Source organism: Pseudoduganella guangdongensis, assembly GCF_009857475.1.
Lineage (GTDB): Bacteria > Pseudomonadota > Gammaproteobacteria > Burkholderiales > Burkholderiaceae_D > Rugamonas > Rugamonas guangdongensis.
Window position 1 is genome coordinate 49,305 of sequence record NZ_WWCJ01000005.1, and the last position, 16,934, is coordinate 66,238.

The 16,934-nt window shown below is 66.5% G+C and carries 21 protein-coding genes; 7 read left to right on the forward strand and 14 right to left on the reverse strand.

Features of this window, described 5'->3' with window-relative positions:
* Window positions 1-53: 53 nt before the first annotated feature.
* Genes GTP41_RS08010 through GTP41_RS08020 form a run of 3 tightly spaced genes read right to left on the reverse strand, consistent with a single transcriptional unit; the run spans window position 54 to window position 1,034 of the window.
* Entirely contained in the window at window positions 54-404 is a 351-nt protein-coding gene (locus GTP41_RS08010; protein ID WP_161025056.1) for a hypothetical protein, read from the reverse strand.
* 15 nt (window positions 405-419) lie between these two features.
* Window positions 420-572 carry a DUF3309 domain-containing protein gene (locus GTP41_RS08015; RefSeq protein WP_161025057.1) on the reverse strand — a complete coding sequence of 51 codons (153 nt, stop codon included), beginning with the start codon at window positions 570-572 and terminating at the stop codon, window positions 420-422.
* Window positions 573-584: 12 nt separating this feature from the next.
* Window positions 585-1,034 (reverse strand): glycine zipper 2TM domain-containing protein, encoded by a 450-nt coding sequence (locus GTP41_RS08020; RefSeq protein ID WP_161025058.1) that lies wholly within the window; start codon window positions 1,032-1,034, stop codon window positions 585-587.
* A 155-nt stretch (window positions 1,035-1,189) separates the two neighbouring features.
* Between GTP41_RS08020 and GTP41_RS08025 the strand changes: the two genes are divergently transcribed.
* Both GTP41_RS08025 and GTP41_RS08030 read left to right on the forward strand, forming a co-directional pair.
* The gene (locus GTP41_RS08025) at window positions 1,190-1,501 is read left to right on the forward strand and encodes a BON domain-containing protein (RefSeq protein ID WP_161025059.1); all 312 of its coding nucleotides are present in this window, start codon (window positions 1,190-1,192) and stop codon (window positions 1,499-1,501) included.
* 21 nt (window positions 1,502-1,522) lie between these two features.
* Window positions 1,523-2,593 (forward strand): AI-2E family transporter, encoded by a 1,071-nt coding sequence (locus tag GTP41_RS08030; protein ID WP_161025060.1) that lies wholly within the window; start codon window positions 1,523-1,525, stop codon window positions 2,591-2,593.
* Here GTP41_RS08030 and GTP41_RS08035 read toward each other — a convergent pair.
* The 3 genes from GTP41_RS08035 to GTP41_RS27790 form a co-directional block, all read right to left on the reverse strand.
* On the reverse strand, window positions 2,532-3,452 hold the full coding sequence (locus GTP41_RS08035; protein WP_161025061.1) for a YihY/virulence factor BrkB family protein: 921 nt from the start codon (window positions 3,450-3,452) through the stop codon (window positions 2,532-2,534). The genes GTP41_RS08030 and GTP41_RS08035 overlap by 62 nt on opposite strands.
* Window positions 3,453-3,550: 98 nt before the next feature.
* On the reverse strand, window positions 3,551-4,600 hold the full coding sequence (locus tag GTP41_RS08040; RefSeq protein WP_161025062.1) for an OmpA family protein: 1,050 nt from the start codon (window positions 4,598-4,600) through the stop codon (window positions 3,551-3,553).
* 242 nt (window positions 4,601-4,842) lie between these two features.
* Window positions 4,843-5,091: a hypothetical protein gene (locus tag GTP41_RS27790; RefSeq protein WP_202419663.1), complete on the reverse strand. Its 249-nt coding sequence runs from the start codon at window positions 5,089-5,091 to the stop codon at window positions 4,843-4,845.
* 282 nt (window positions 5,092-5,373) lie between these two features.
* Here GTP41_RS27790 and GTP41_RS08050 point away from each other — a divergent pair, with 282 nt between their 5' ends.
* The 3 genes from GTP41_RS08050 to GTP41_RS08060 all read left to right on the forward strand — a co-directional run bounded on the left by GTP41_RS08050 (window position 5,374) and on the right by GTP41_RS08060 (window position 8,136).
* On the forward strand, window positions 5,374-5,943 hold the full coding sequence (locus GTP41_RS08050) for a winged helix-turn-helix domain-containing protein (protein ID WP_229502796.1): 570 nt from the start codon (window positions 5,374-5,376) through the stop codon (window positions 5,941-5,943).
* A gap of 96 nt (window positions 5,944-6,039) precedes the next feature.
* Window positions 6,040-6,936: a M90 family metallopeptidase gene (locus GTP41_RS08055; protein ID WP_161025063.1), complete on the forward strand. Its 897-nt coding sequence runs from the start codon at window positions 6,040-6,042 to the stop codon at window positions 6,934-6,936.
* Between the two features lie 6 nt (window positions 6,937-6,942).
* A complete protein-coding gene (locus GTP41_RS08060; RefSeq protein ID WP_161025064.1) occupies window positions 6,943-8,136 on the forward strand; it encodes a PAS domain-containing sensor histidine kinase in 1,194 nt (397 codons plus the stop codon).
* Here the strand turns inward: GTP41_RS08060 and nosR are convergent.
* Together nosR and GTP41_RS08070 are read right to left on the reverse strand one after the other, a co-directional pair.
* Window positions 8,099-9,355 (reverse strand): response regulator c-di-GMP phosphodiesterase, NosR family, encoded by a 1,257-nt coding sequence (nosR, locus tag GTP41_RS08065; RefSeq protein WP_161025299.1) that lies wholly within the window; start codon window positions 9,353-9,355, stop codon window positions 8,099-8,101. The genes GTP41_RS08060 and nosR overlap by 38 nt on opposite strands.
* A complete protein-coding gene (locus GTP41_RS08070; RefSeq protein ID WP_161025065.1) occupies window positions 9,336-10,700 on the reverse strand; it encodes a PAS domain-containing sensor histidine kinase in 1,365 nt (454 codons plus the stop codon). Before GTP41_RS08070 ends, nosR begins: the two co-directional genes overlap by 20 nt.
* Window positions 10,701-10,825: 125 nt before the next feature.
* Between GTP41_RS08070 and GTP41_RS08075 the strand changes: the two genes are divergently transcribed.
* On the forward strand, window positions 10,826-11,356 hold the full coding sequence (locus GTP41_RS08075; RefSeq protein WP_161025066.1) for a hypothetical protein: 531 nt from the start codon (window positions 10,826-10,828) through the stop codon (window positions 11,354-11,356).
* A 178-nt stretch (window positions 11,357-11,534) separates the two neighbouring features.
* Entirely contained in the window at window positions 11,535-11,894 is a 360-nt protein-coding gene (locus GTP41_RS08080; protein ID WP_161025067.1) for a hypothetical protein, read from the forward strand.
* Window positions 11,895-11,896: 2 nt separating this feature from the next.
* Here GTP41_RS08080 and GTP41_RS08085 read toward each other — a convergent pair whose 3' ends face one another.
* The 6 genes from GTP41_RS08085 to GTP41_RS08110 all read right to left on the reverse strand — a co-directional run bounded on the left by GTP41_RS08085 (window position 11,897) and on the right by GTP41_RS08110 (window position 16,883).
* Window positions 11,897-12,796: a universal stress protein gene (locus GTP41_RS08085; RefSeq protein WP_161025068.1), complete on the reverse strand. Its 900-nt coding sequence runs from the start codon at window positions 12,794-12,796 to the stop codon at window positions 11,897-11,899.
* Between the two features lie 15 nt (window positions 12,797-12,811).
* Window positions 12,812-13,189: a TraR/DksA family transcriptional regulator gene (locus GTP41_RS08090; RefSeq protein ID WP_229502784.1), complete on the reverse strand. Its 378-nt coding sequence runs from the start codon at window positions 13,187-13,189 to the stop codon at window positions 12,812-12,814.
* Between the two features lie 54 nt (window positions 13,190-13,243).
* Window positions 13,244-13,708, reverse strand: a complete 465-nt coding sequence (locus GTP41_RS08095; protein ID WP_161025069.1) for a hypothetical protein — start codon at window positions 13,706-13,708, stop codon at window positions 13,244-13,246.
* Window positions 13,705-14,502 (reverse strand): hypothetical protein, encoded by a 798-nt coding sequence (locus tag GTP41_RS08100; RefSeq protein ID WP_161025070.1) that lies wholly within the window; start codon window positions 14,500-14,502, stop codon window positions 13,705-13,707. The genes GTP41_RS08095 and GTP41_RS08100 overlap by 4 nt, the downstream gene beginning before the upstream one ends.
* Before the next feature lie 71 nt (window positions 14,503-14,573).
* Window positions 14,574-15,356: a 2-oxo-tetronate isomerase gene (gene otnI / locus GTP41_RS08105; protein ID WP_161025071.1), complete on the reverse strand. Its 783-nt coding sequence runs from the start codon at window positions 15,354-15,356 to the stop codon at window positions 14,574-14,576.
* Window positions 15,357-15,455: 99 nt separating this feature from the next.
* Window positions 15,456-16,883 carry a DEAD/DEAH box helicase gene (locus tag GTP41_RS08110; RefSeq protein WP_161025072.1) on the reverse strand — a complete coding sequence of 476 codons (1,428 nt, stop codon included), beginning with the start codon at window positions 16,881-16,883 and terminating at the stop codon, window positions 15,456-15,458.
* Window positions 16,884-16,934: the final 51 nt, after the last annotated feature.

The window sequence follows — 16,934 nt, forward strand, 5'->3', positions numbered from 1 at the left end:
TCAGGATGACTTTTTATTAGGCGGCCATAACTTGGGGTTGTGGCCGCCTAATTTTATTTGCCGCTGGTCTCGTATGTGCGCGATAAATCTCGTGATGCTACATGAATTTGACGCAAATTTGCCAAATCGTCACGGTGGGTGGCGCGCGCCGCTTTCACGCACGCGCTGTGGGTACCGGCACCTTGCTGTTTGCAAGCTTCGAGTGCCTCGCGCAAGGCGGCGTTGATTTCCTTGCGCAGTGTGGCCAGCTGGGCCGCTTCAGTGCGGTCCGGCCGCGACCAGCGCGGCGGGTCGCCGCGCTGGATTTCTTGCAGCTGCTGCCGGGCGATCTCCGGCGGCGTGACCTGGGCGCCGGCCTGGCCTGTGCAAGCCAGGGCCAGGGCGGCGCCAATCAGCAGTTTCATGACGGCCTCCTTGGGCTAGAGCCTGCCGGTCAGCAGCAGGATGAGCAGGACGACGACGATCAGCCCGGCCACGCCGCTTGGGGCATAGCCCCAGCTGCGGCTGTGCGGCCAGGTGGGCAAGGCGCCAATGACGATCAGGACCAGCAGGATCAGCAGGATGGTGGTCATGGCAGGCTCCCCTTAGTAGCGGTAGACGCGGCCGTCGACCACGCGCACGCGGTTGCCGATGCGCAGGTCGTAGGCGCTGTCCTGGTTGATGGTGCGGTAGTCGCCGTTATCCAGCCGCACGCTGATCTGGTACACATCGCGCGGCATGTTGCGGCTCTCCTCGACCCGGTTGCCGACTACCGCGCCGCCAATGGCGCCGGCGGCGGTGGCGGCGGTGCGGCCGGAGCCGGAACCGATCTGGCTGCCGGCCAGCGCGCCCAGCAGGCCGCCAGCCACGGCGCCGGCGCCGCTGGTGGCCGGGTCAACGCGCACCACGCGGATCGAATCGATGGTGCCGTAGGTGGCAGCGTCGGACATGGTGGAATAATCGGTCGCTTGCGGGTAGGACGAATTGCTGGCGCAACCACTGGCCAGCGCCGCCACGGCCAGCATCAGGGCGATAAGGGGTGCAGTCGGTTTCATAGCGTCTCCTCCTTTAGGTGGGATAGCATGAGCCTAGGCTTGCATGTCGCGCTTGTCTGTGCGATTCCGCACAATGTTCGGTACCGAACAGAAGGAAGGGCTTGTTAGCTGGACACTAGTGCCCGGAACACCCACCTTCACTTAGGAGAAACGCCATGAAAATCGTACACACGTTTGCTACTGCCGTATTCATCGCATCGACTCTGGGTCTGGCTGGTTGCGCCTCCAGCCCAACCCGCGAAAGTGCCGGCGAGTACATCGACGATACCGCCCTGACCACCAAGGTCAAAGCCAGCATCTTCAACGAGCCCACGCTGAAATCGACGGAAATCAATGTCGAGACCTTTAAAGGCACTGTGCAGCTGAGCGGCTTTGTCGCCCAGCCTGCCGACATCACCAAGGCCGGTGAAATCGCGCGCGGCGTCAAAGGCGTGAAAGAAGTGAAGAACGACATCCGCGTCAAGTAAGCACGGGTGGCCGGGGTTACCATGCGCCTGGCGCAGACCATCCTCGCCACCGTTGCCTTCCTGTATGCCTTGCAGTGGGGCCGCGATTTCCTCGTGCCCCTGCTGCTGGGCATTTTGCTGGCCTACACGCTGAACCCCCTGGTGGGCTGGCTGGAGCGCCTGCATATCCGGCGCGCTTTCGGTACCACCATCGTCACCTGCGCCATCCTGTTCGGCATGGCGGTGACGGCGGAGAAGGTGCACCTCGAATTTTCCAACATCATCGAAGAGCTGCCCGAGGCCGGGCGCAAGCTGTCGCGCCTGGTGGCCAGCACCACCAACGCCAAGGACAGCACCTTGCGGCGCATCCAGGATGTGGCGACCCAGATCGAGCAGGCCACGGCCGGCAAGCCCAGCGCGCCGGCGCGCAAGCCGGTGGCGCTGCTGACCCAGGAGGGCAGCCACATCAAGGTGATCGACTGGGTCTGGGCCGGCTCGCGCGGCCTGCTGGCCTTCCTGAGCCAGGCCACGATGGTGGTGTTCCTGGTGTTCTTCCTGCTGCTGTCGGGCGACACCTTCAAGCGCAAGCTGGTCAAGCTGGCCGGGCCTTCGCTGTCGCGCAAGAAGGTGACGGTGCACATCCTCGATGAGATCAACAGCTCGATCCAGGGCTATATGTTCATGCTGCTGGTGACCAATGTGCTGCTGGCGCTGCTGATGTGGCTGGCGCTCCATGCGCTCGGCCTGGAGAACGCCGGCGCCTGGGCCATCGTGGCCGGCCTGCTGCACCTGATGCCGTACTTCGGCCCGCTGCTGATCGCCTGTGCCTTGGGCGTGGCGGCCTACCTGCAGGCGGAATCGCTGCAGCTGGTGCTGCTGGTGGTGCTGGCCTCGATCGCCATCGCGACCCTGGTCGGCACCGGCATCGCCACCTGGATGACGGGCCGCATCGCGCGCATGAACGCCGCCGCCGTCTTTGTCAGCCTGCTGTTCTGGGGCTGGCTGTGGGGCGTGTGGGGCTTGCTGCTGGGCGTGCCGCTGGTGGTGATCCTCAAGGTGGTGGCGGAGAAGGTGGAGGGGCTGGAGGTGGTGGCCGAGTTGCTCGGTGAGTGAGGCTGCCCAACTGCAGCGCGTACTGGCGCGCGAACTCGGCGCCCAGGAAGAAAATCTGGGCCGAGTAGTACACCCAGAGCAGCAGCGCGATCAGGGAGCCGGCGGCGCCGAAACTGTCGGTGATGCCGCTGTTGCCGATATACGCCCCGATCGCGTATTTGCCCAAGGTGAACAGGGCCGCCGTGCCAAGGGCGCCAATGGTGACATCGTGCCAGGACAGGCGGATGCGCGGCAGCATTTTATAGATCACGCCGAACAGGGTGGCAATCACGAAAAAGCTGATGGCCTGGTTGAGCAGGGTCAGCAGCTGCGCCGCGTCGCGCCAGTAGGCGCCCATCTTCTTCTCGAGCAGGGTGAGGGCGGCGCTGACCACCAGCGATACCAGCAGCAGGAAAGCCAGCACCAGTACCATGCCGAAGGACAGCAGGCGCGTGCGCAGCGTGTCCCACAGGCCGTTGTCCAGCACCGGCGGCAGCTGCCAGATTTCATCCAGGCTGCTTTTCAGTTCGGCGAACACGCTGGTGGCGCCGAACAGCAGCAGGGCGCCCGCGACCACCGCGGCCAGCAGCCCTTGTTCCTCGTTGCTGGCGCCGGACAGGATCAGCTGGATCGCCTCCGCGCCCTGGCTGCCGACCAGGCCGCGCAGCTGGAAGAACAGCTCGCCCTGCGCCGCCTCCTTGCCATAGAACAGGCCGGCGATGGCGATCACCAGCACCAGGATCGGCGCCAGCGAGAACAGGGTGTAGAAGGCGAGGGCGGCGCCCTTGCTGCTGGCGCGGTGCGCGAACCATTCGGTGACAGCGCACCAGGCGACCAGGGGCAGCTTGCGCACGATGTGGGGGTATCGTCTCCAGCTCATGGGGAAACCTTACCCCGCGCCGCGCCTGGCCACCGTGCGCCAGGGCACAAACAACAAAGGGGCCCGCAGGCCCCTTGGTTGTTTACGTCAGCAATGGCTTAGTTCACGCGGCGTTCCACGGTCACTTGTTCCACTTCCACGCGACGGTTTGGCTCCAGGCACTTGATCAGGTCAGCGCGCTTTTGCTTCTTGTCGTTGCACTGCACCACTGGCTGGGTTTTGCCCTTGCCTTGTGCCGACAGGCGGGAAGCGGCCACGCCTTTGCCTACCAGGTAGGACTTGACGGACTCGGCGCGACGCTCGGACAGCTTCTGGTTGTACTTGTCCGAACCCAGGCGGTCGGTGTGGCCGGTGATGACCACGTTGCCGATCGATGGGTTGTCGTTCAGCAGCTTGGCCATTTCGTCCAGCTTAGGCTGGTTCGGTGCCAGGTTGGCGCTGTCGAAGGCGAACAGTTCGGTAGCCGCCATGGTGACTTTTTCGAACTTCGGTGCTGGTGCCGGAGCTGGCGCTGGGGCTGGGGCTGGTGCCGGGGCCGGTGCTGGCGCCGCCACTGGGGCCGGGGCCGGTGCCGGGGCGGCTGCGACTGGCGCTGCGCCCAGCAGGTAGTTCAGCGAGAAGTTCAGGTACTTGTTGTCCGACTTCGAGTTGTTGAACTGCTCGCCACGGATGAAGCCGTGCACGTTGCGCAGGTCAGCCTGGAAGAACAGGCGCGGGGTGATGTTGGCTTGCACGCCCAGGCCGGCGGCCAGGTATGGCGAGGTGCGGGCCGGCTCGGCGCCGCTCAGCAGGTTGGACTTGTCGCGCTCGGCGCCGGCACCAACCAGCAGGAACGGACGGATGTTCTTGCGGGAGAACAGGTACAGGCCGTCAACGCCCAGCAGTTTCTGGGTGTAACGCTGGCCGTAGTCGGTGCTGGACGCGTAGGAGGTGCCGATCTGCAGGTCCCACTTCTCGTTCAGGGCTTTGCCGACGCGCAGGCCATAGGCGGCGTCGTCTTTCGACACGGCCCAAGCGCTGTCCGGACGCATCACGCCGACGGTCGGTGCGACGTACCAGTTCTGGTTGAGCAGGGTTTCCTGGGCGGTGGCGGCGAAAGAAGCCGACATCAGCGCAGCGACGATGGCGATATTTTTAATCTTATTCACTAGTTAACTCCCGTTATTTTTGAGTAGAAAAGTCGCGGAAAAGGACGCGACTCCCTTTCCCAGCTGTGTTACTTGCTGTGGGTTCAGTGTAGGCGTTGAGGACGCCCCGAATCAGTGCGCTAGCGCACAATCACCTTGGATTATAGCAAGTATGTAGCATTTCTACAACGTGGGCGCAACTTTTAGTATTGCGCGATTGGCAAACCGCCGTCCAAACGGGCATGGACGGCGGTCGCCCCACCTTACTGTTTGGTGGGTTCCGCCGGCGCCGGCGGCGGCGTTTGCGGCTGCACGATCACGGTATCGCCGGGTTTGCCGGGTTCGCCCTGCGGGCCGGGCGCGCCCGGATCGCCTTGCGGCCCTGGCGGGCCTGGCACGACGGCGGGCGGCGGCGCCGGTTCCACCACCGGCGGCGGGTTATTGGTGACGGTCTTTTCGCAGGCGCTCAGGCCGGCCAGGGCCAGGGCTGCGAGGAGTACGGAATATTTCATCTTGGATCCTCCAGGTGAGTGAAGCTGGCTCCAGCATAGGGCGCGGCGCCCGGCGGCTCCGTTCGCGAACGCACACAGCGGCGCCCCGCTTGCGATAAAAGTGCTAATTAATCAAGTTTAATGTGTTTGTATGTTCGCTGCCGCACAGACCGCTGAGCTGCGGCCGGGCACTCTGGAGCCTGCGAATCCACCCTGGCATTTACAAGGAGTGACCAAATGCACGCAATCAGAGAATCGTCCCACGGCCTCGAAATCGAAGCTAACCAGGAACTGCCGGCCCCGATGCCGGCCGTGCCAGCCCGTCCACGCCTGGCGCTGGTCGAACGCCCCGGCCCCGTGACGGAGCGCAAAGCCCTGTCCCTGGCGCCGATCGAGCGCGTCCGTTCCACCTCGGCAACCCTGCGCCGCATCGAAAACATGCAAAAGCTGGTGGCGGAACTACAAAACCACGAAATGCTGGCCGACGAAATCGCCTGGTTCCTGAAGTTCTCGCCCTCGGGCGCCCGCAAATACATCCGCGACCTGCGCGAGGCCGGCGTGATCGAGCTGGCGCGCTATATCGAAGGCACCGCCACCTATCTGGGCAAGGCGGTATACCAGTTGACCCCGGATGCCGAGCGCGTGCAAGCCTTCCTGGCCGCGATCGCCCAGCCAAAGCGCGAAGGCGCGCCGCCCCGCAAGGAACGCCCCAGCCTGCGCGAGCAGAGCATGGCCGGCAATGGCCGCCACTTCCATATCCTGGCCGATGACACGCATTATGCAATCCGCGTCAACCGCGGCCCGGTGCAGCGCGACCCCTTGGTGGCCGCCCTGTTCGGCGTGCCCGGCTCGTTGCAAAAGGCCCAGCCATAAAGCAAAACGGTGCTAAGCTTCCCAGGGTGACGGCACGTTGAAAAGCCGTTAAGTAGCCCCATCTGTGGCGGAACGAGTTCTGTTATGGACGGCAATATGGAAGCTTGGCTTTGGCCTCTTGTGGCGGCGCTGGCAATCGCGGCGCCCTGGTTGTATCTTCGCTGGGCGCGACAGCGCGCCCTGGCGCGCGTGTTGTCGCCCGCCGAACTGGCGGTCATCGAGGGCAGCATCCCGTTCTACCGCAGCCTGGCGCCGGAGTTGCAGCGCCAGTTGCAGCGCATGGTGGTGCAGTTCCTGCACCAGAAAAAATTCATCGGTTGCGCCGGCCTGGACGTCACGCACGCCATGCGCCTGACCATCGCGGCCCAGGCCTGCCTGCTGTTGCTGAACAAGCCGAGCAAGGTGTACCGCGAATTGCGCACCATCCTGCTGTACCCCGGCGCCTTCATTGCCGACCGTCCCGAAATGGGGCCGGGCGGGGTGGTGACGCCGGTGCGCCAGCACATGCTGGGCGAGTCGTGGAGCGATGGCCGCATTGTGCTGTCGTGGGACGATGTGGCGCGCGGCACGCAGGACTGGCAGGGCGGCAACAACGTCGTGCTGCACGAGTTCGCGCACCAGCTCGACAGCGAGTCGGGCAGCACCAACGGCGCGCCCTACCTGGGCAGCCCGGACAGCTACCGCAGCTGGTCGGCGGTGCTGTCGCGCGATTACGCCAACCTGCGCCACGAGGCGTGGCTGGGGCGCCAGGACAGCGTGCTGGACCACTATGGCGCCACCAGCCCGGCCGAGTTCTTTGCCGTGGCCACGGAAACCTTCTTCACCCGCCCCTGGCAACTGGCCGAGCGCCATGCCGCCCTGTACGCGGAGCTGCGGCAGTATTTCCGGGTCGACCCGCGCGACTGGCTGGCGGCGCCGCCGCCGCCCGCGCCCGAGCCGGCCTTGCTGGCGCTGCCGCAAGCGGCGCGCTCCTATGCCTGGGCCGACTGGTAAGCAGGCATGGATTTCGAGGACTTCGACTTCATCAGCAGCGATACGCCGGCCAGCAGCAAGGCGCCGGCCGATCCGCTCCAGCGCCTGAAGTACCTGGTCGACAACACGCCGGCCATCATCTACAGCACGGTGCCGAGCGGCGACTTCAAAATGACCTTTGTCAGCGCCAACGCGCTCAATGTGCTCGGTTACCGGCCGGAGGAGATGCTGGCCGACCCCAACTTCTGGTTCGACCATATCCACCCGGATGACGCGCCGCAGATCTTTTCCAGCCTGGCGCAGATCTTCAGCGTGGGCGAGCGCACCTACGAGTACCGCTTCCGCGCCGCCGACGGGCGCTACCTGTGGATGCACGACCAACTGCGCCTGATCCGCGACGCGCAGGGCGCGCCGCTGGAGGTGATCGGTTCCCTGACCGACATCACCGACCGCAAGCAGATGGAAGAGAGCCTGCTGCAGGCGCAGAATATGGCCTCGATCGGCCAGCTGGCGGCCGGCGTGGCGCATGAAATCAATAACCCGGTCGGTTTCGTCACCTCCAACCTGGGCAGCCTGAAATCCTATGCCGAGACCCTGTTCGAGCTGGTCGAGCGCAGCGCCAGCGCCGAGCAGTTGGCGCAGGCCGATTTCGCCTTCCTGAAGGAGGACACGGCGGCCCTGGTGCGCGAGTCGCTGGACGGCTTGCGCCGGGTGCGCGATATCGTGCAGGCACTCAAGGATTTTTCCGCCGTCGGCGACAGCCAGTGGCAGCAGGCGGCCGACCTGCACCAGGGGCTGAACAGCACGCTGGACGCCCTGGCCAGCCAGCTGCGTTTCAAGGCGCGCGTGGAAAAGCACTACGGCCAGCTGCCGCTGCTGGCCTGCCAGCCGGCGCAACTGAACCAGGCCTTCCGCAACATCCTGCTGAATGCCGTGCAAGCCATTGCGGAGCAGGGCATCATCCGCGTCATCACCGGCACCGACCGCGACGGCGTGTGGGTGCGCATCCAGGACAACGGCGCCGGCATCGCGCCGCAACACCTGGGCCGCATCTTCGATCCCTTCTTCACCACCAAGCCGGTCGGCAGCGGCACCGGGCTCGGGCTTTACCTGGCCTACGGCATCGTGCACAAGCACGGCGGCCGCATCGCCGTCATCTCCGAGCCGGGCAAGGGCTCCGCCTTCACGCTGCATCTACCCGTGAGCGCTGCACAAAAATAGGCAGGCGGCTGCCGCTCTTCTTCTCGAAATCCTGCAGTTGCTGGATCATGCGCGCGTCCAGCACATGGTCGGCCGCCAGCAGCATCAGGCCGTCGCGGCTGACCACATCGCGCGACAGCACCATGCCCGGCACCAGTTCGCCCGACAGCAGTTCCAGGTCGTGCGCCTCGGCCACGCCGCGCACGCCGCCGTCCACCACCTGGCGGAACGCCTGCACCACGGCCGGGTCGTAGCGCTTGCCGGCGCCGTCCAGGATCAGCGACTTGGCTTCCTCCGCGCGCAAGTGGCGCTGCACCAGGGCGCCCTGCTGCAGGTTGTAATAGTCGGCCGCCAGCGCCAGGATGCGGGCGCCGATCGGGATGGCGAAACCGAGCTGGCGGTCGGGGAAGCCCTGGCCGTCGAAGCGTTCCAGCTGGTGGCGCACGATGGCCGCCGTGCCGGCCAGGTCGGCCAGCGGCATCAACAGGTGCTCGGCCCGTACCGGGTGCTTGCGGTACTGCGCCAGCGCGTCGCCCTGCAGGGCGGTGACCGGCGTGCGCAGCACATCGTCGGCAAAGCCGATGCGCCCCAGGTCGTGCAGCAGGCCGGCGATGAAGACATCCTGCACCTCGCGCGCCTCGAGCTTGAGCTGGACGGCGATGCGGCGCGCCAGTTCGGCCACCTGGCGCGTGTGGCCGGGCAGGCTGCTGCCGCGCATCTCGGCAATGCCGGACAGGATCTTGATGGTGGTGAGGAAGTTGGCCTTGAGCTGGTGCGTGCGCTGCTCGACCTTTTGCTCCAGGCTGGCGTTCAGCAGCCGCAGCTCCTCGTTCTGCTGGCGCGTGAGCGCCTCCAGGCGCAGTTTGTCCTGCTCCAGCGCGCGCCGCTCCAGCGCATGGCGCACGATCAGCAGCAGGTCGTTGTCGTCCCAGGGCTTGGTGATGTAGCGGTAGATTTCGCCGCAATTGATGGCGTCCTGGATCGACTGCACGTCCGAGTAGCCTGTCAGCAGCAGGCGCACCGTGCCGGGCCAGCGCTCGCGCACCTGGGCCAGGAAACGCGCGCCGTCCATCACCGGCATGCGCATGTCGGAGATCACCAGGTCGACCGGCTGCTGCGCCAGCAGCTCCAGGCCCTCGGCGCCGCTGTCGGCCGTCAGCACCTGGTAGCCCTTGCCGCGCAACAGGCGGCGCAACGCCGACAGGATGTTGGGTTCGTCGTCAACGCACAGGATGGTCATTGTCACTTGGCTTCCTTTCCTCAGTGGCGGCGCGGCGCCGCGGCAGGGTGACGCGGAAGGTGCTGCCTTGGCCGAGCGCCGATTCGACCTCGATGCGGCCCTGGTGTTTTTGCACAATGCCGTACGACAGCGACAGGCCCAGGCCGGTGCCCTTGCCGACTTCCTTGGTGGTGAAAAACGGGTCGAAGATGCGGCCCAGGTCTTGCGGCGCAATGCCGCAGCCGTTGTCGCCCACGCTGAACCAGACTTGCTCGCCGTCGCAGCCGGTACGCAGCGTGATGCGCCCGCGCGCCGGGCCGATGGCGTGCGCCGCGTTGACCAGCAGGTTCATGGCCACCTGGTTAAGCTGCAGCGGCAGGCATTCGATGTCGGGGATCTCGCCGTACTCGCGCACCACCTCGGCGGTGTAGCGGATTTCGTTGGCGACGATGTTCAGGGTCGAGTCCAGGCCCTGGCGCAGGTCGGCCCAGACCCATTCCTGCGCGCTGTCGACGCGCGAAAAATCCTTCAGGTCCTGCACGATGTGGCGCACGCGCACGATGCCTTCCCGCGATTCCTGCATCAGGGTCGGGATGTCCTCGCGCAGGAAGTCGAGTTCGACCTGCTGGCGCAGGGCTTGCAGGCGCTGCGCCAGCGCGGGGTCGGCCAGCGCCGCTTCCGCCGCGCGGTAGGCGTCGAGCATGGTGAACAGGCTGTCAAGGTAGCCTTGCAGGGTGCCGAAATTGGAAAAGATGTAGCCGATCGGGTTGTTGATTTCGTGCGCCACGCCGGCCGCCAGTTGGCCGATCGAGGCCAGTTTGTCGGACTGCACCAGCTGCTGCTGGGTGCGCGTGAGCTGGGCGGTGCGCTGGCGCACCGTGTGTTCCAGCTTGTCGTGCGCCTGGCGCAGCGCGTTTTCCGCCACGCGCCGCTCGGTCACGTCGCGCAGGCTCTGGATGGCGCCCGCCAGCCGGCCGTCGTGCCCGCGCAGCGGGGCCGCCGTCAGTTGCAGCCAGTGGCCGGCGGCGCCGATATTCGGGAAGAAATCCTCCTCCTCGTAGGCGCCGTCGATCAGGGTGGAAGGGCGGTATTTGTCGCGGAAATTGCGGTCGCTGGCGGGATCGACCGCATCCACGATCAGGTCGGCCAGCAGCGGGCGCGGGCGGGTGTAAAAGGCGCGCCAGTGGTGGCGCGTGCCCACCATCTCCTGCGTGCTCCAGCCGAGCAAATGCTCGCAGGCCTTGTTCCAATGGGTGATGACATGGGCGTTGTCGATGACAAAGGTGGCCACCGGGTGCCCGTCCAGCAGCTCCGACAGGGCTACGGTTGCGTGCTCGACCGTCCTTTCGTGGTGGAAGCTACTCATGTAAAAGTGGCATCTGGTGGGGGCAAATCGATTATACGGCGCGGCAATCAAATCCGCGCGTGTGCGCTACTTAACTGTCGCATGGCGGCAGCTTGGGCAGGCTGGTGCTTTTTGAGGAGAATGCCATGCGCACCATTATTGCCGCCCATTTCCAGACCCAGGACGAATGCCAGCAAGCCTGCAGCGCGCTGCAGGCGGCCGGCTTTGCCGCCGGGCGCGTGAGTACGTTTTACGCCAATCCGCCCGGGCAGCACGCGGTGATCCCGAGCGGCGGCGACCGCGTCGTCTCGCCCGGGGCGCAGGATACGCCGCACGGGCTGGCCAAGGGCGAGGTGACCGGCGCCGCCGTGGGCGCGGCCCTGGGCGCGGCCAGCATTCCGCTGGCCGGACCGGTGGGGCCGGTGCTGGGCGGCCTGGTCGGGGCCCATGTCGGTTCGCTGTATAGCTTCTCCGAGCTCGAGGAGCGGGAGGCATCGGGCCCGCCGCCGCGCCCGGCCGGCATGCTGGTGGCCGTGGCGGTGGCGGACGCCGAGGAGGGGCGCGCCATCGCCCTGCTACGCGGCCAGGGCGCGCAGCAGGTGGAACGCGCCGAGGGCACGATCGAGGACGGGGATTGGAAAGATTTCAATCCCTTGTCAGTGCCGCAATTCGTGTAGCGCCGGTTGTTGCGGAATGCAAACGCCCCTATTGCGAAAAGTAATTTCCGCTATGATAGTTGCTACAATAAAAGCAGCGAACCTGCAGCCGACTAGACGTGGATCATGACCACGGTGCGCCGTCCAGTACATCATCTGCCACAAGAAGCGATCGCTTTGTTTTGAGGGGAGAGCGTCAATGACACAGGCATGGGTAGTACTGTCGCGCCCGGACCGGCGTGATGTTTCGGCCCCGACCGAAGCCCAACTGGTGGCGGCATTGTCGGATGTGTACGGCGGCAAGATCCACGCGCCGGACGGCGTGCCCGGCAGCGCCACCCTGAAGTTCGGCTATGACGATGGCTTGATGTACCAGGTGGAGGTCGATCCCGACGGCGCCGTGCGCTACGAGGAGTGGTCCGACCGCGATTGCGAAATCGCGCTGGCCACGCCGCGCCGCATGCGCTGCAAGCAGGAGGACGCGCTGCAGATCTGGAAGTGGCTGGCGCAGCGCCAGGTGGCCAAGATCCGCGGCCAGGCCTGGCTGGCGGACGATTAAGCTTAATGCGACATCAGGAGCGGCAGCGTCATCGCATCGAGCACGCTGCGCGTGACGCCGCCCAGCAGCGTCTCGCGCAGGCGCGAGTGGCCGTACGCCCCCATCACCAGTAAATCGCAATCGCGCTCGGCCGCCAGGGCCAGCAACTGGCCGCCGATGTCGCTGCCGCGTTTCAGCAAGCCCTGGCGTTCGCCCTGGCCCAGCACCAGGTGGGCGCTCACGCCGTGCCGCGCCAGCCAGGCCAGGATGTCGGCCCCGGGCGGCTCGCCGAACACGCCGGGGCGCGTCTCGGCATCGAAAATGGCGACGGTCACGCGCTCGGCGCGGCGCAACAGGGGCAGGGCGTCCTGCAGCGCGCGCCCGGCCTCGCGGCTGGCGTTCCAGGCCGCCAGGATGTGGCGCGCCGGCGCCGGGCCGCCGCTGCTGGCGATGCCGTCCCGCGTGACGGCGATGGTGCCTGAGGGGCGCGCCGACAGGGGCACCACCAGCACCGGCTTGCCGCTCGCGGCCAGCACTTCGGCCGGCACGTCGGGGCCGCGCTGGCGCGCATCGAGCTGGCCGACGATGACCAGGTCGGCATGGCGTGCCATCAGGCTCAGGCCGGCGCTCGCGTCGTCGTCCAGGATGCGCTGCTCCAGCGATTGCACGCCCAGCGCCTGCAGGCGCGGCGCGAATTCGGCCAGGGCGCGGCCGGCGCGCTCGCGCAGGATGTCGAGGTGGCGCGCCAGGTTGGGGTCGTGCTCGTCCACCGTTTCGTTCTGGTACAGGAAGCGCGACACGCCGGTGGTGGCCACGCCCACCACGTGGGCGCCTTCCTGCAGCGCCAGTTCGCCCGCCAGCAGGATGCGCGCCGCGCTGTGCGGCGCTTCATCGACATGCACCAGGATGGTCTTGTAAGCCATAGAGCCTCCGGCGCCTCAGCGCAAGGCGGCGGTTGCTTTCTCGAGCCGGGTCTGGCAGGCGATGCACAGTGGCGCTTCGGGCCGGGCATTCAGGCGGGAGAAGGGGATTTCATTGCCGCAGTTATCGCACAGGCCGTAGCTGCCGTCCTCGATCTTGGCCAGGGCGTGCCGCACGCTGCTGAGCTGGGCCTGCTTGTGCTCGTCGGCTTCCAGCTCCAGCTGGTTGAGGGTGCGGTTGCTGGCGCTGTCGGCGGGCGAGGTTTCGATTTCCTCCACCGCGGGCACGCGCGCCAGTTCGCCGTCCATGCGGCCGGCCAGCTGCTGCAGCAACGTCAGCTTGCGTTGCTCCAGGGCGGCTTGCATTGAGGCAAGCTGTTCGCGCGACAGGCCCATGACGGTCTCCACGAATCCGTTGTTCGGAAGACCATTGTAAGCCTGCGGCGCGGTTTACGCACTCCCGCGCGGCAGCCGTGCGGCCAGCTGCTGTTTCAGGCTGCGCAGCGGCGCCACCAGGTGTTCCGGGCGCGCCGCCGCGATCGCCGCCGCCACCGCCAGCAAATCGGCACTGAGGGCGGCCAGTTCCTTGACCCGCTCGATGCGGCGCATGGCGTCGCGCGCCTCGGCCGCCAGGCGCAGCAGTTCCTCCAGCGTGACGCCCATGCCTTCCAGGGTATGGCTGGCGGCATCCACATACAGGCTGTTGGCTTGCTGGCGCAGCGCCACCTCGTTCTCGAACAGGGCCTGGGCCGCGCCGTGCGTGAGCGGGCTGGCGCCGCCCAGGCCGTTGTTGCCGGCCAGGTGCTGCTGCTGGCGGATGCCGCGCATGATGCGCGTGTGCAGTTCATCGGCGCTGGCCGACAGGCTGTCGGCCAGGGCTTCCAGGTCGTGCGGCAGGGTGGCGGTCAAGCTCATGGCTGGGCTCCTTGCAAGGTGGCGGGGGGCGCGGCGGCGGGCTGCGGATCGAGGCCCTGCAGCAGGGCGGCGTGGCGCGCGCGCATCTGTTCGATGTGCTGGGCGGCCAGGGTGTGGCGCAGGCCGAGCAGGCGGTACTCGCGCACCTTTTCCTGCTGGTGGGCGCGCGCCAGGGCCGCCAGCAGGCGGTCGCGCGGCGCATCGGCATAGGGGATTTCCACCTCCAGCATGCCGAGCACGATGCGCTGTTCGTTGTCATGCTGCTTATTGAAGTAGCGCAGCAGGGTGTGCATGGCGTCCAGCGTGCCTTGCAGCGGCTCGCCGCCCTCGCGCAGCATGGCTTGCAGCGCCTGGTCCTGGGCCCGCCCGGTGCTGGCGCGCAGCAACAGGCGCACCAGGGCGGAATAGGCGTTGACGTGGCGGTCGCTGAGGCCGGTGTCCGGCCAGGCCTTGACGCCCTCGGCCAATTGCTTGACCTGGTCGCCGTAGTGGAAGGTGGCGCCGCCGGCCAGGGCGCCCAGGGCGCGCAGGTAGGTGGCGGCGGCCGCCTGCAGCGCGATGAAGTCGGGGTAGGCATCGCGCCGCTTGCGGTCGATGGCCTCCTCGCGCTGGGCGGCGGCGCTGGACAGGTAGGGTTGTGCGCGCTGGTAGGTGTCGCGGAAGCGCTGGCTCAGGTCGCTGAACGCCGCCAGCGCGGGCGCCTCATCGGCCAGGCTGCGCACCTCCTTCAAGCGCGGATTGCTGGCGCAGGCCGCCAGTAGCAAGCACAACAGTAAGCACAGGTAGCGTTTCATGATGGTCTCCTCGGGCGGCAAGGACCATCTTGCGCCAAGGCGCGGCGGGCGCGTTTGCGCCAGCGCAAAGGTCAGGCGTGCAGGTAGGGCGCGAGCCAGGCCAGGCTGGCGCCGGTGTGCGTGCGGGGCTGGTATTCGCAGCCGATCCAGCCTTCATACCCGAGCGCGTCGAGCAGGCCGAACAGGAAGGGATAATTGATTTCGCCGCTGCCCGGCTCGTGGCGGCCCGGCGTATCGGCCAGCTGGATGTGGCGGATATTCGGCAGGCAGGCGCGGATGGTGTTGGCCAGCTCGCCCTCCATGCGCTGCATATGGTAGATGTCGTATTGCAGGAACAGGTTGGGGCGGGCCGCCGCGGCCAGGATTTCCAGCGCCTGCCGGCTATGGTTCAGGAAATAGCCGGGGATGTCGAAATGGTTGAGCGGCTCCACCAGCACCTCGACCCCGAGCGGGGCGAACTGGTCGGCCGCGTACTGCAAGGAGCGGATATACGCCTCGCGCGCCCGTTCCGGCGCCAGGCCGCCCGGCAGGATGCCAGCCATGCAATGCACGCGCGGCGTGCCGAGTTCGCGCGCGTACTCCAGGCCCAGGCCCACGCTGTCCTGGAACTCCTCGAAGCGGCGCGGATCGCACGCCATGCCGCGCTCGCCGGCCTGCCAGTCGCCTGGCGGCAAGTTATGCAGCACCAGCTGCAGCTGATGGCGCTCCAGGCGCTGCCGGATGTCATCCGCATCGAAAGCATACGGAAAGAGGAATTCGACGCCGCGGAAACCCGCCGCCTGCGCCAAGCCAAAGCGCTCGATAAACGGCGCCTCGGTAAACAGCATGGACAGGTTGGCGGCAAATTTAGGCATGCCGCAGATTATATGTCCACTTCGGGGTCAGGAAGAAATGTGGACATTTCTCGAGGAAATGTCCAACTTTCTTCCTGACCCCGAAGTGGACATTTTGCTTTAGCGGGTGCGCTGGCGGGGGGCGTTGGCGGGGCGTTGGCCGCCGCTGCCGCCGGCTGGGCGGGCGTCGCGGCGGATGCCGGCAGGGGCGGCGCTGCGTGGGGCGCCGTCGCGGTTGCCATTGGCGGCGACGCGCGGCTTGCCTGGGGTGCCCTGGCTGCGGTTGCCGCCGCCATTGCCATTGCCGCCGCCGGCGCCCGCGACGGGGCGCGGTGGGCGGTTCTGGTGGCGGCCATTGCCGCTGCGCAGCTGGATCGGCTGCGCTTTGGCATTCGGGTCCGGTTCGAAGCCGGGGATGACTTCGCGCGGCAGGGTTTGCTTGATCAGGCGCTCGATGTCGCGCAGCATCGCGTGTTCATCCACGCAGACCAGCGATACCGCCTCGCCCTTGGCGCCGGCGCGGCCGGTGCGGCCGATGCGGTGCACATAGTCTTCCGGCACGTTCGGCAGGTCGTAGTTGACCACGTGCGGCAGTTGGTCGATGTCGATGCCGCGCGCGGCGATGTCGGTCGCGACCAGGCATTGCAGGGTGCCATCCTTGAACTCGGCCAGGGCGCGGGTGCGCGCGGTCTGGCTCTTGTTGCCGTGGATCGCCATGGCTTTCACGCCATCCTTGCCCAGCTGCTCGACCAGCTTGTTGGCGCCGTGCTTGGTGCGGGTGAACACCAGCACCTGGGTCCAGCTGTTGGTGCGGATCAGGTGCGACAGCATCGGGTGCTTCTTGTCGCGGTCGACCGGGTGGATTTTCTGCGAGATGATTTCCACCGTTGAATTGCGGCGCGCCACCTCAATGGTCTTCGGGTTGTCCAGCAGGCCGTCGGCCAGGGCCTTGATCTCGTCCGAGAAGGTGGCCGAGAACAGCAGGTTCTGGCGTTTTGGCGGCAGCGCGGCCAGCACTTTGCGGATGTCGCGGATGAAGCCCATGTCCAGCATGCGGTCGGCTTCGTCCAGCACCAGAATTTCAATCTTGTCGAGGTTGACGGTGCCTTGCTGCATATGGTCCAGCAGGCGGCCCGGGGTGGCCACCAGGATGTCGACGCCGTGCTTGAGCAGCTTGATCTGCGGGTTGATGCTGACGCCGCCAAAAATCACGGCCGAATTGAGCTTGGTGTGCTTGCCGTAGGTCTTGACGCTTTCTTCCACCTGGGCTGCCAGTTCGCGGGTCGGGGTCAGGACCAGGGCGCGGATGGCGCGCGGCGCGGTATTGTTGGCCAGCTTGCTGCCGACGGCGTCGGTGGACAGGCGATGCAGCACCGGCAGCGTGAAGCCGGCGGTCTTGCCGGTGCCGGTCTGGGCGCCGGCCAGCAGGTCGCCGCCGTTCAATACGGCAGGGATGGCCTGGCTTTGGATCGGGGTAGGGGCTGTGTAGCCGGTATCGGCTACCGCACGCACGATGGCATCAGACAAGCCGAGATCGGAGAAAGACATATTATGTGGTTATTCTGTAAATTGTGAGAAAACTATTGCCGCATGGAAACG

Coding starts and splice junctions, on each gene's coding strand:
- GTP41_RS08010 (WP_161025056.1), bottom strand. CDS start 404: ATGAAACTGCTGATTGGCGCCGCCCTGGCCCTGGCTTGCACAGGCCAG.
- GTP41_RS08015 (WP_161025057.1), bottom strand. CDS start 572: ATGACCACCATCCTGCTGATCCTGCTGGTCCTGATCGTCATTGGCGCC.
- GTP41_RS08020 (WP_161025058.1), bottom strand. CDS start 1,034: ATGAAACCGACTGCACCCCTTATCGCCCTGATGCTGGCCGTGGCGGCG.
- GTP41_RS08025 (WP_161025059.1), top strand. CDS start 1,190: ATGAAAATCGTACACACGTTTGCTACTGCCGTATTCATCGCATCGACT.
- GTP41_RS08030 (WP_161025060.1), top strand. CDS start 1,523: ATGCGCCTGGCGCAGACCATCCTCGCCACCGTTGCCTTCCTGTATGCC.
- GTP41_RS08035 (WP_161025061.1), bottom strand. CDS start 3,452: ATGAGCTGGAGACGATACCCCCACATCGTGCGCAAGCTGCCCCTGGTC.
- GTP41_RS27790 (WP_202419663.1), bottom strand. CDS start 5,091: ATGAAATATTCCGTACTCCTCGCAGCCCTGGCCCTGGCCGGCCTGAGC.
- GTP41_RS08050 (WP_229502796.1), top strand. CDS start 5,374: ATGCCGGCCGTGCCAGCCCGTCCACGCCTGGCGCTGGTCGAACGCCCC.
- GTP41_RS08055 (WP_161025063.1), top strand. CDS start 6,040: ATGGAAGCTTGGCTTTGGCCTCTTGTGGCGGCGCTGGCAATCGCGGCG.
- GTP41_RS08060 (WP_161025064.1), top strand. CDS start 6,943: ATGGATTTCGAGGACTTCGACTTCATCAGCAGCGATACGCCGGCCAGC.
- nosR (WP_161025299.1), bottom strand. CDS start 9,355: ATGACCATCCTGTGCGTTGACGACGAACCCAACATCCTGTCGGCGTTG.
- GTP41_RS08070 (WP_161025065.1), bottom strand. CDS start 10,700: ATGAGTAGCTTCCACCACGAAAGGACGGTCGAGCACGCAACCGTAGCC.
- GTP41_RS08075 (WP_161025066.1), top strand. CDS start 10,826: ATGCGCACCATTATTGCCGCCCATTTCCAGACCCAGGACGAATGCCAG.
- GTP41_RS08080 (WP_161025067.1), top strand. CDS start 11,535: ATGACACAGGCATGGGTAGTACTGTCGCGCCCGGACCGGCGTGATGTT.
- GTP41_RS08085 (WP_161025068.1), bottom strand. CDS start 12,796: ATGGCTTACAAGACCATCCTGGTGCATGTCGATGAAGCGCCGCACAGC.
- GTP41_RS08090 (WP_229502784.1), bottom strand. CDS start 13,189: ATGGGCCTGTCGCGCGAACAGCTTGCCTCAATGCAAGCCGCCCTGGAG.
- GTP41_RS08095 (WP_161025069.1), bottom strand. CDS start 13,708: ATGAGCTTGACCGCCACCCTGCCGCACGACCTGGAAGCCCTGGCCGAC.
- GTP41_RS08100 (WP_161025070.1), bottom strand. CDS start 14,502: ATGAAACGCTACCTGTGCTTACTGTTGTGCTTGCTACTGGCGGCCTGC.
- otnI (WP_161025071.1), bottom strand. CDS start 15,356: ATGCCTAAATTTGCCGCCAACCTGTCCATGCTGTTTACCGAGGCGCCG.
- GTP41_RS08110 (WP_161025072.1), bottom strand. CDS start 16,883: ATGTCTTTCTCCGATCTCGGCTTGTCTGATGCCATCGTGCGTGCGGTA.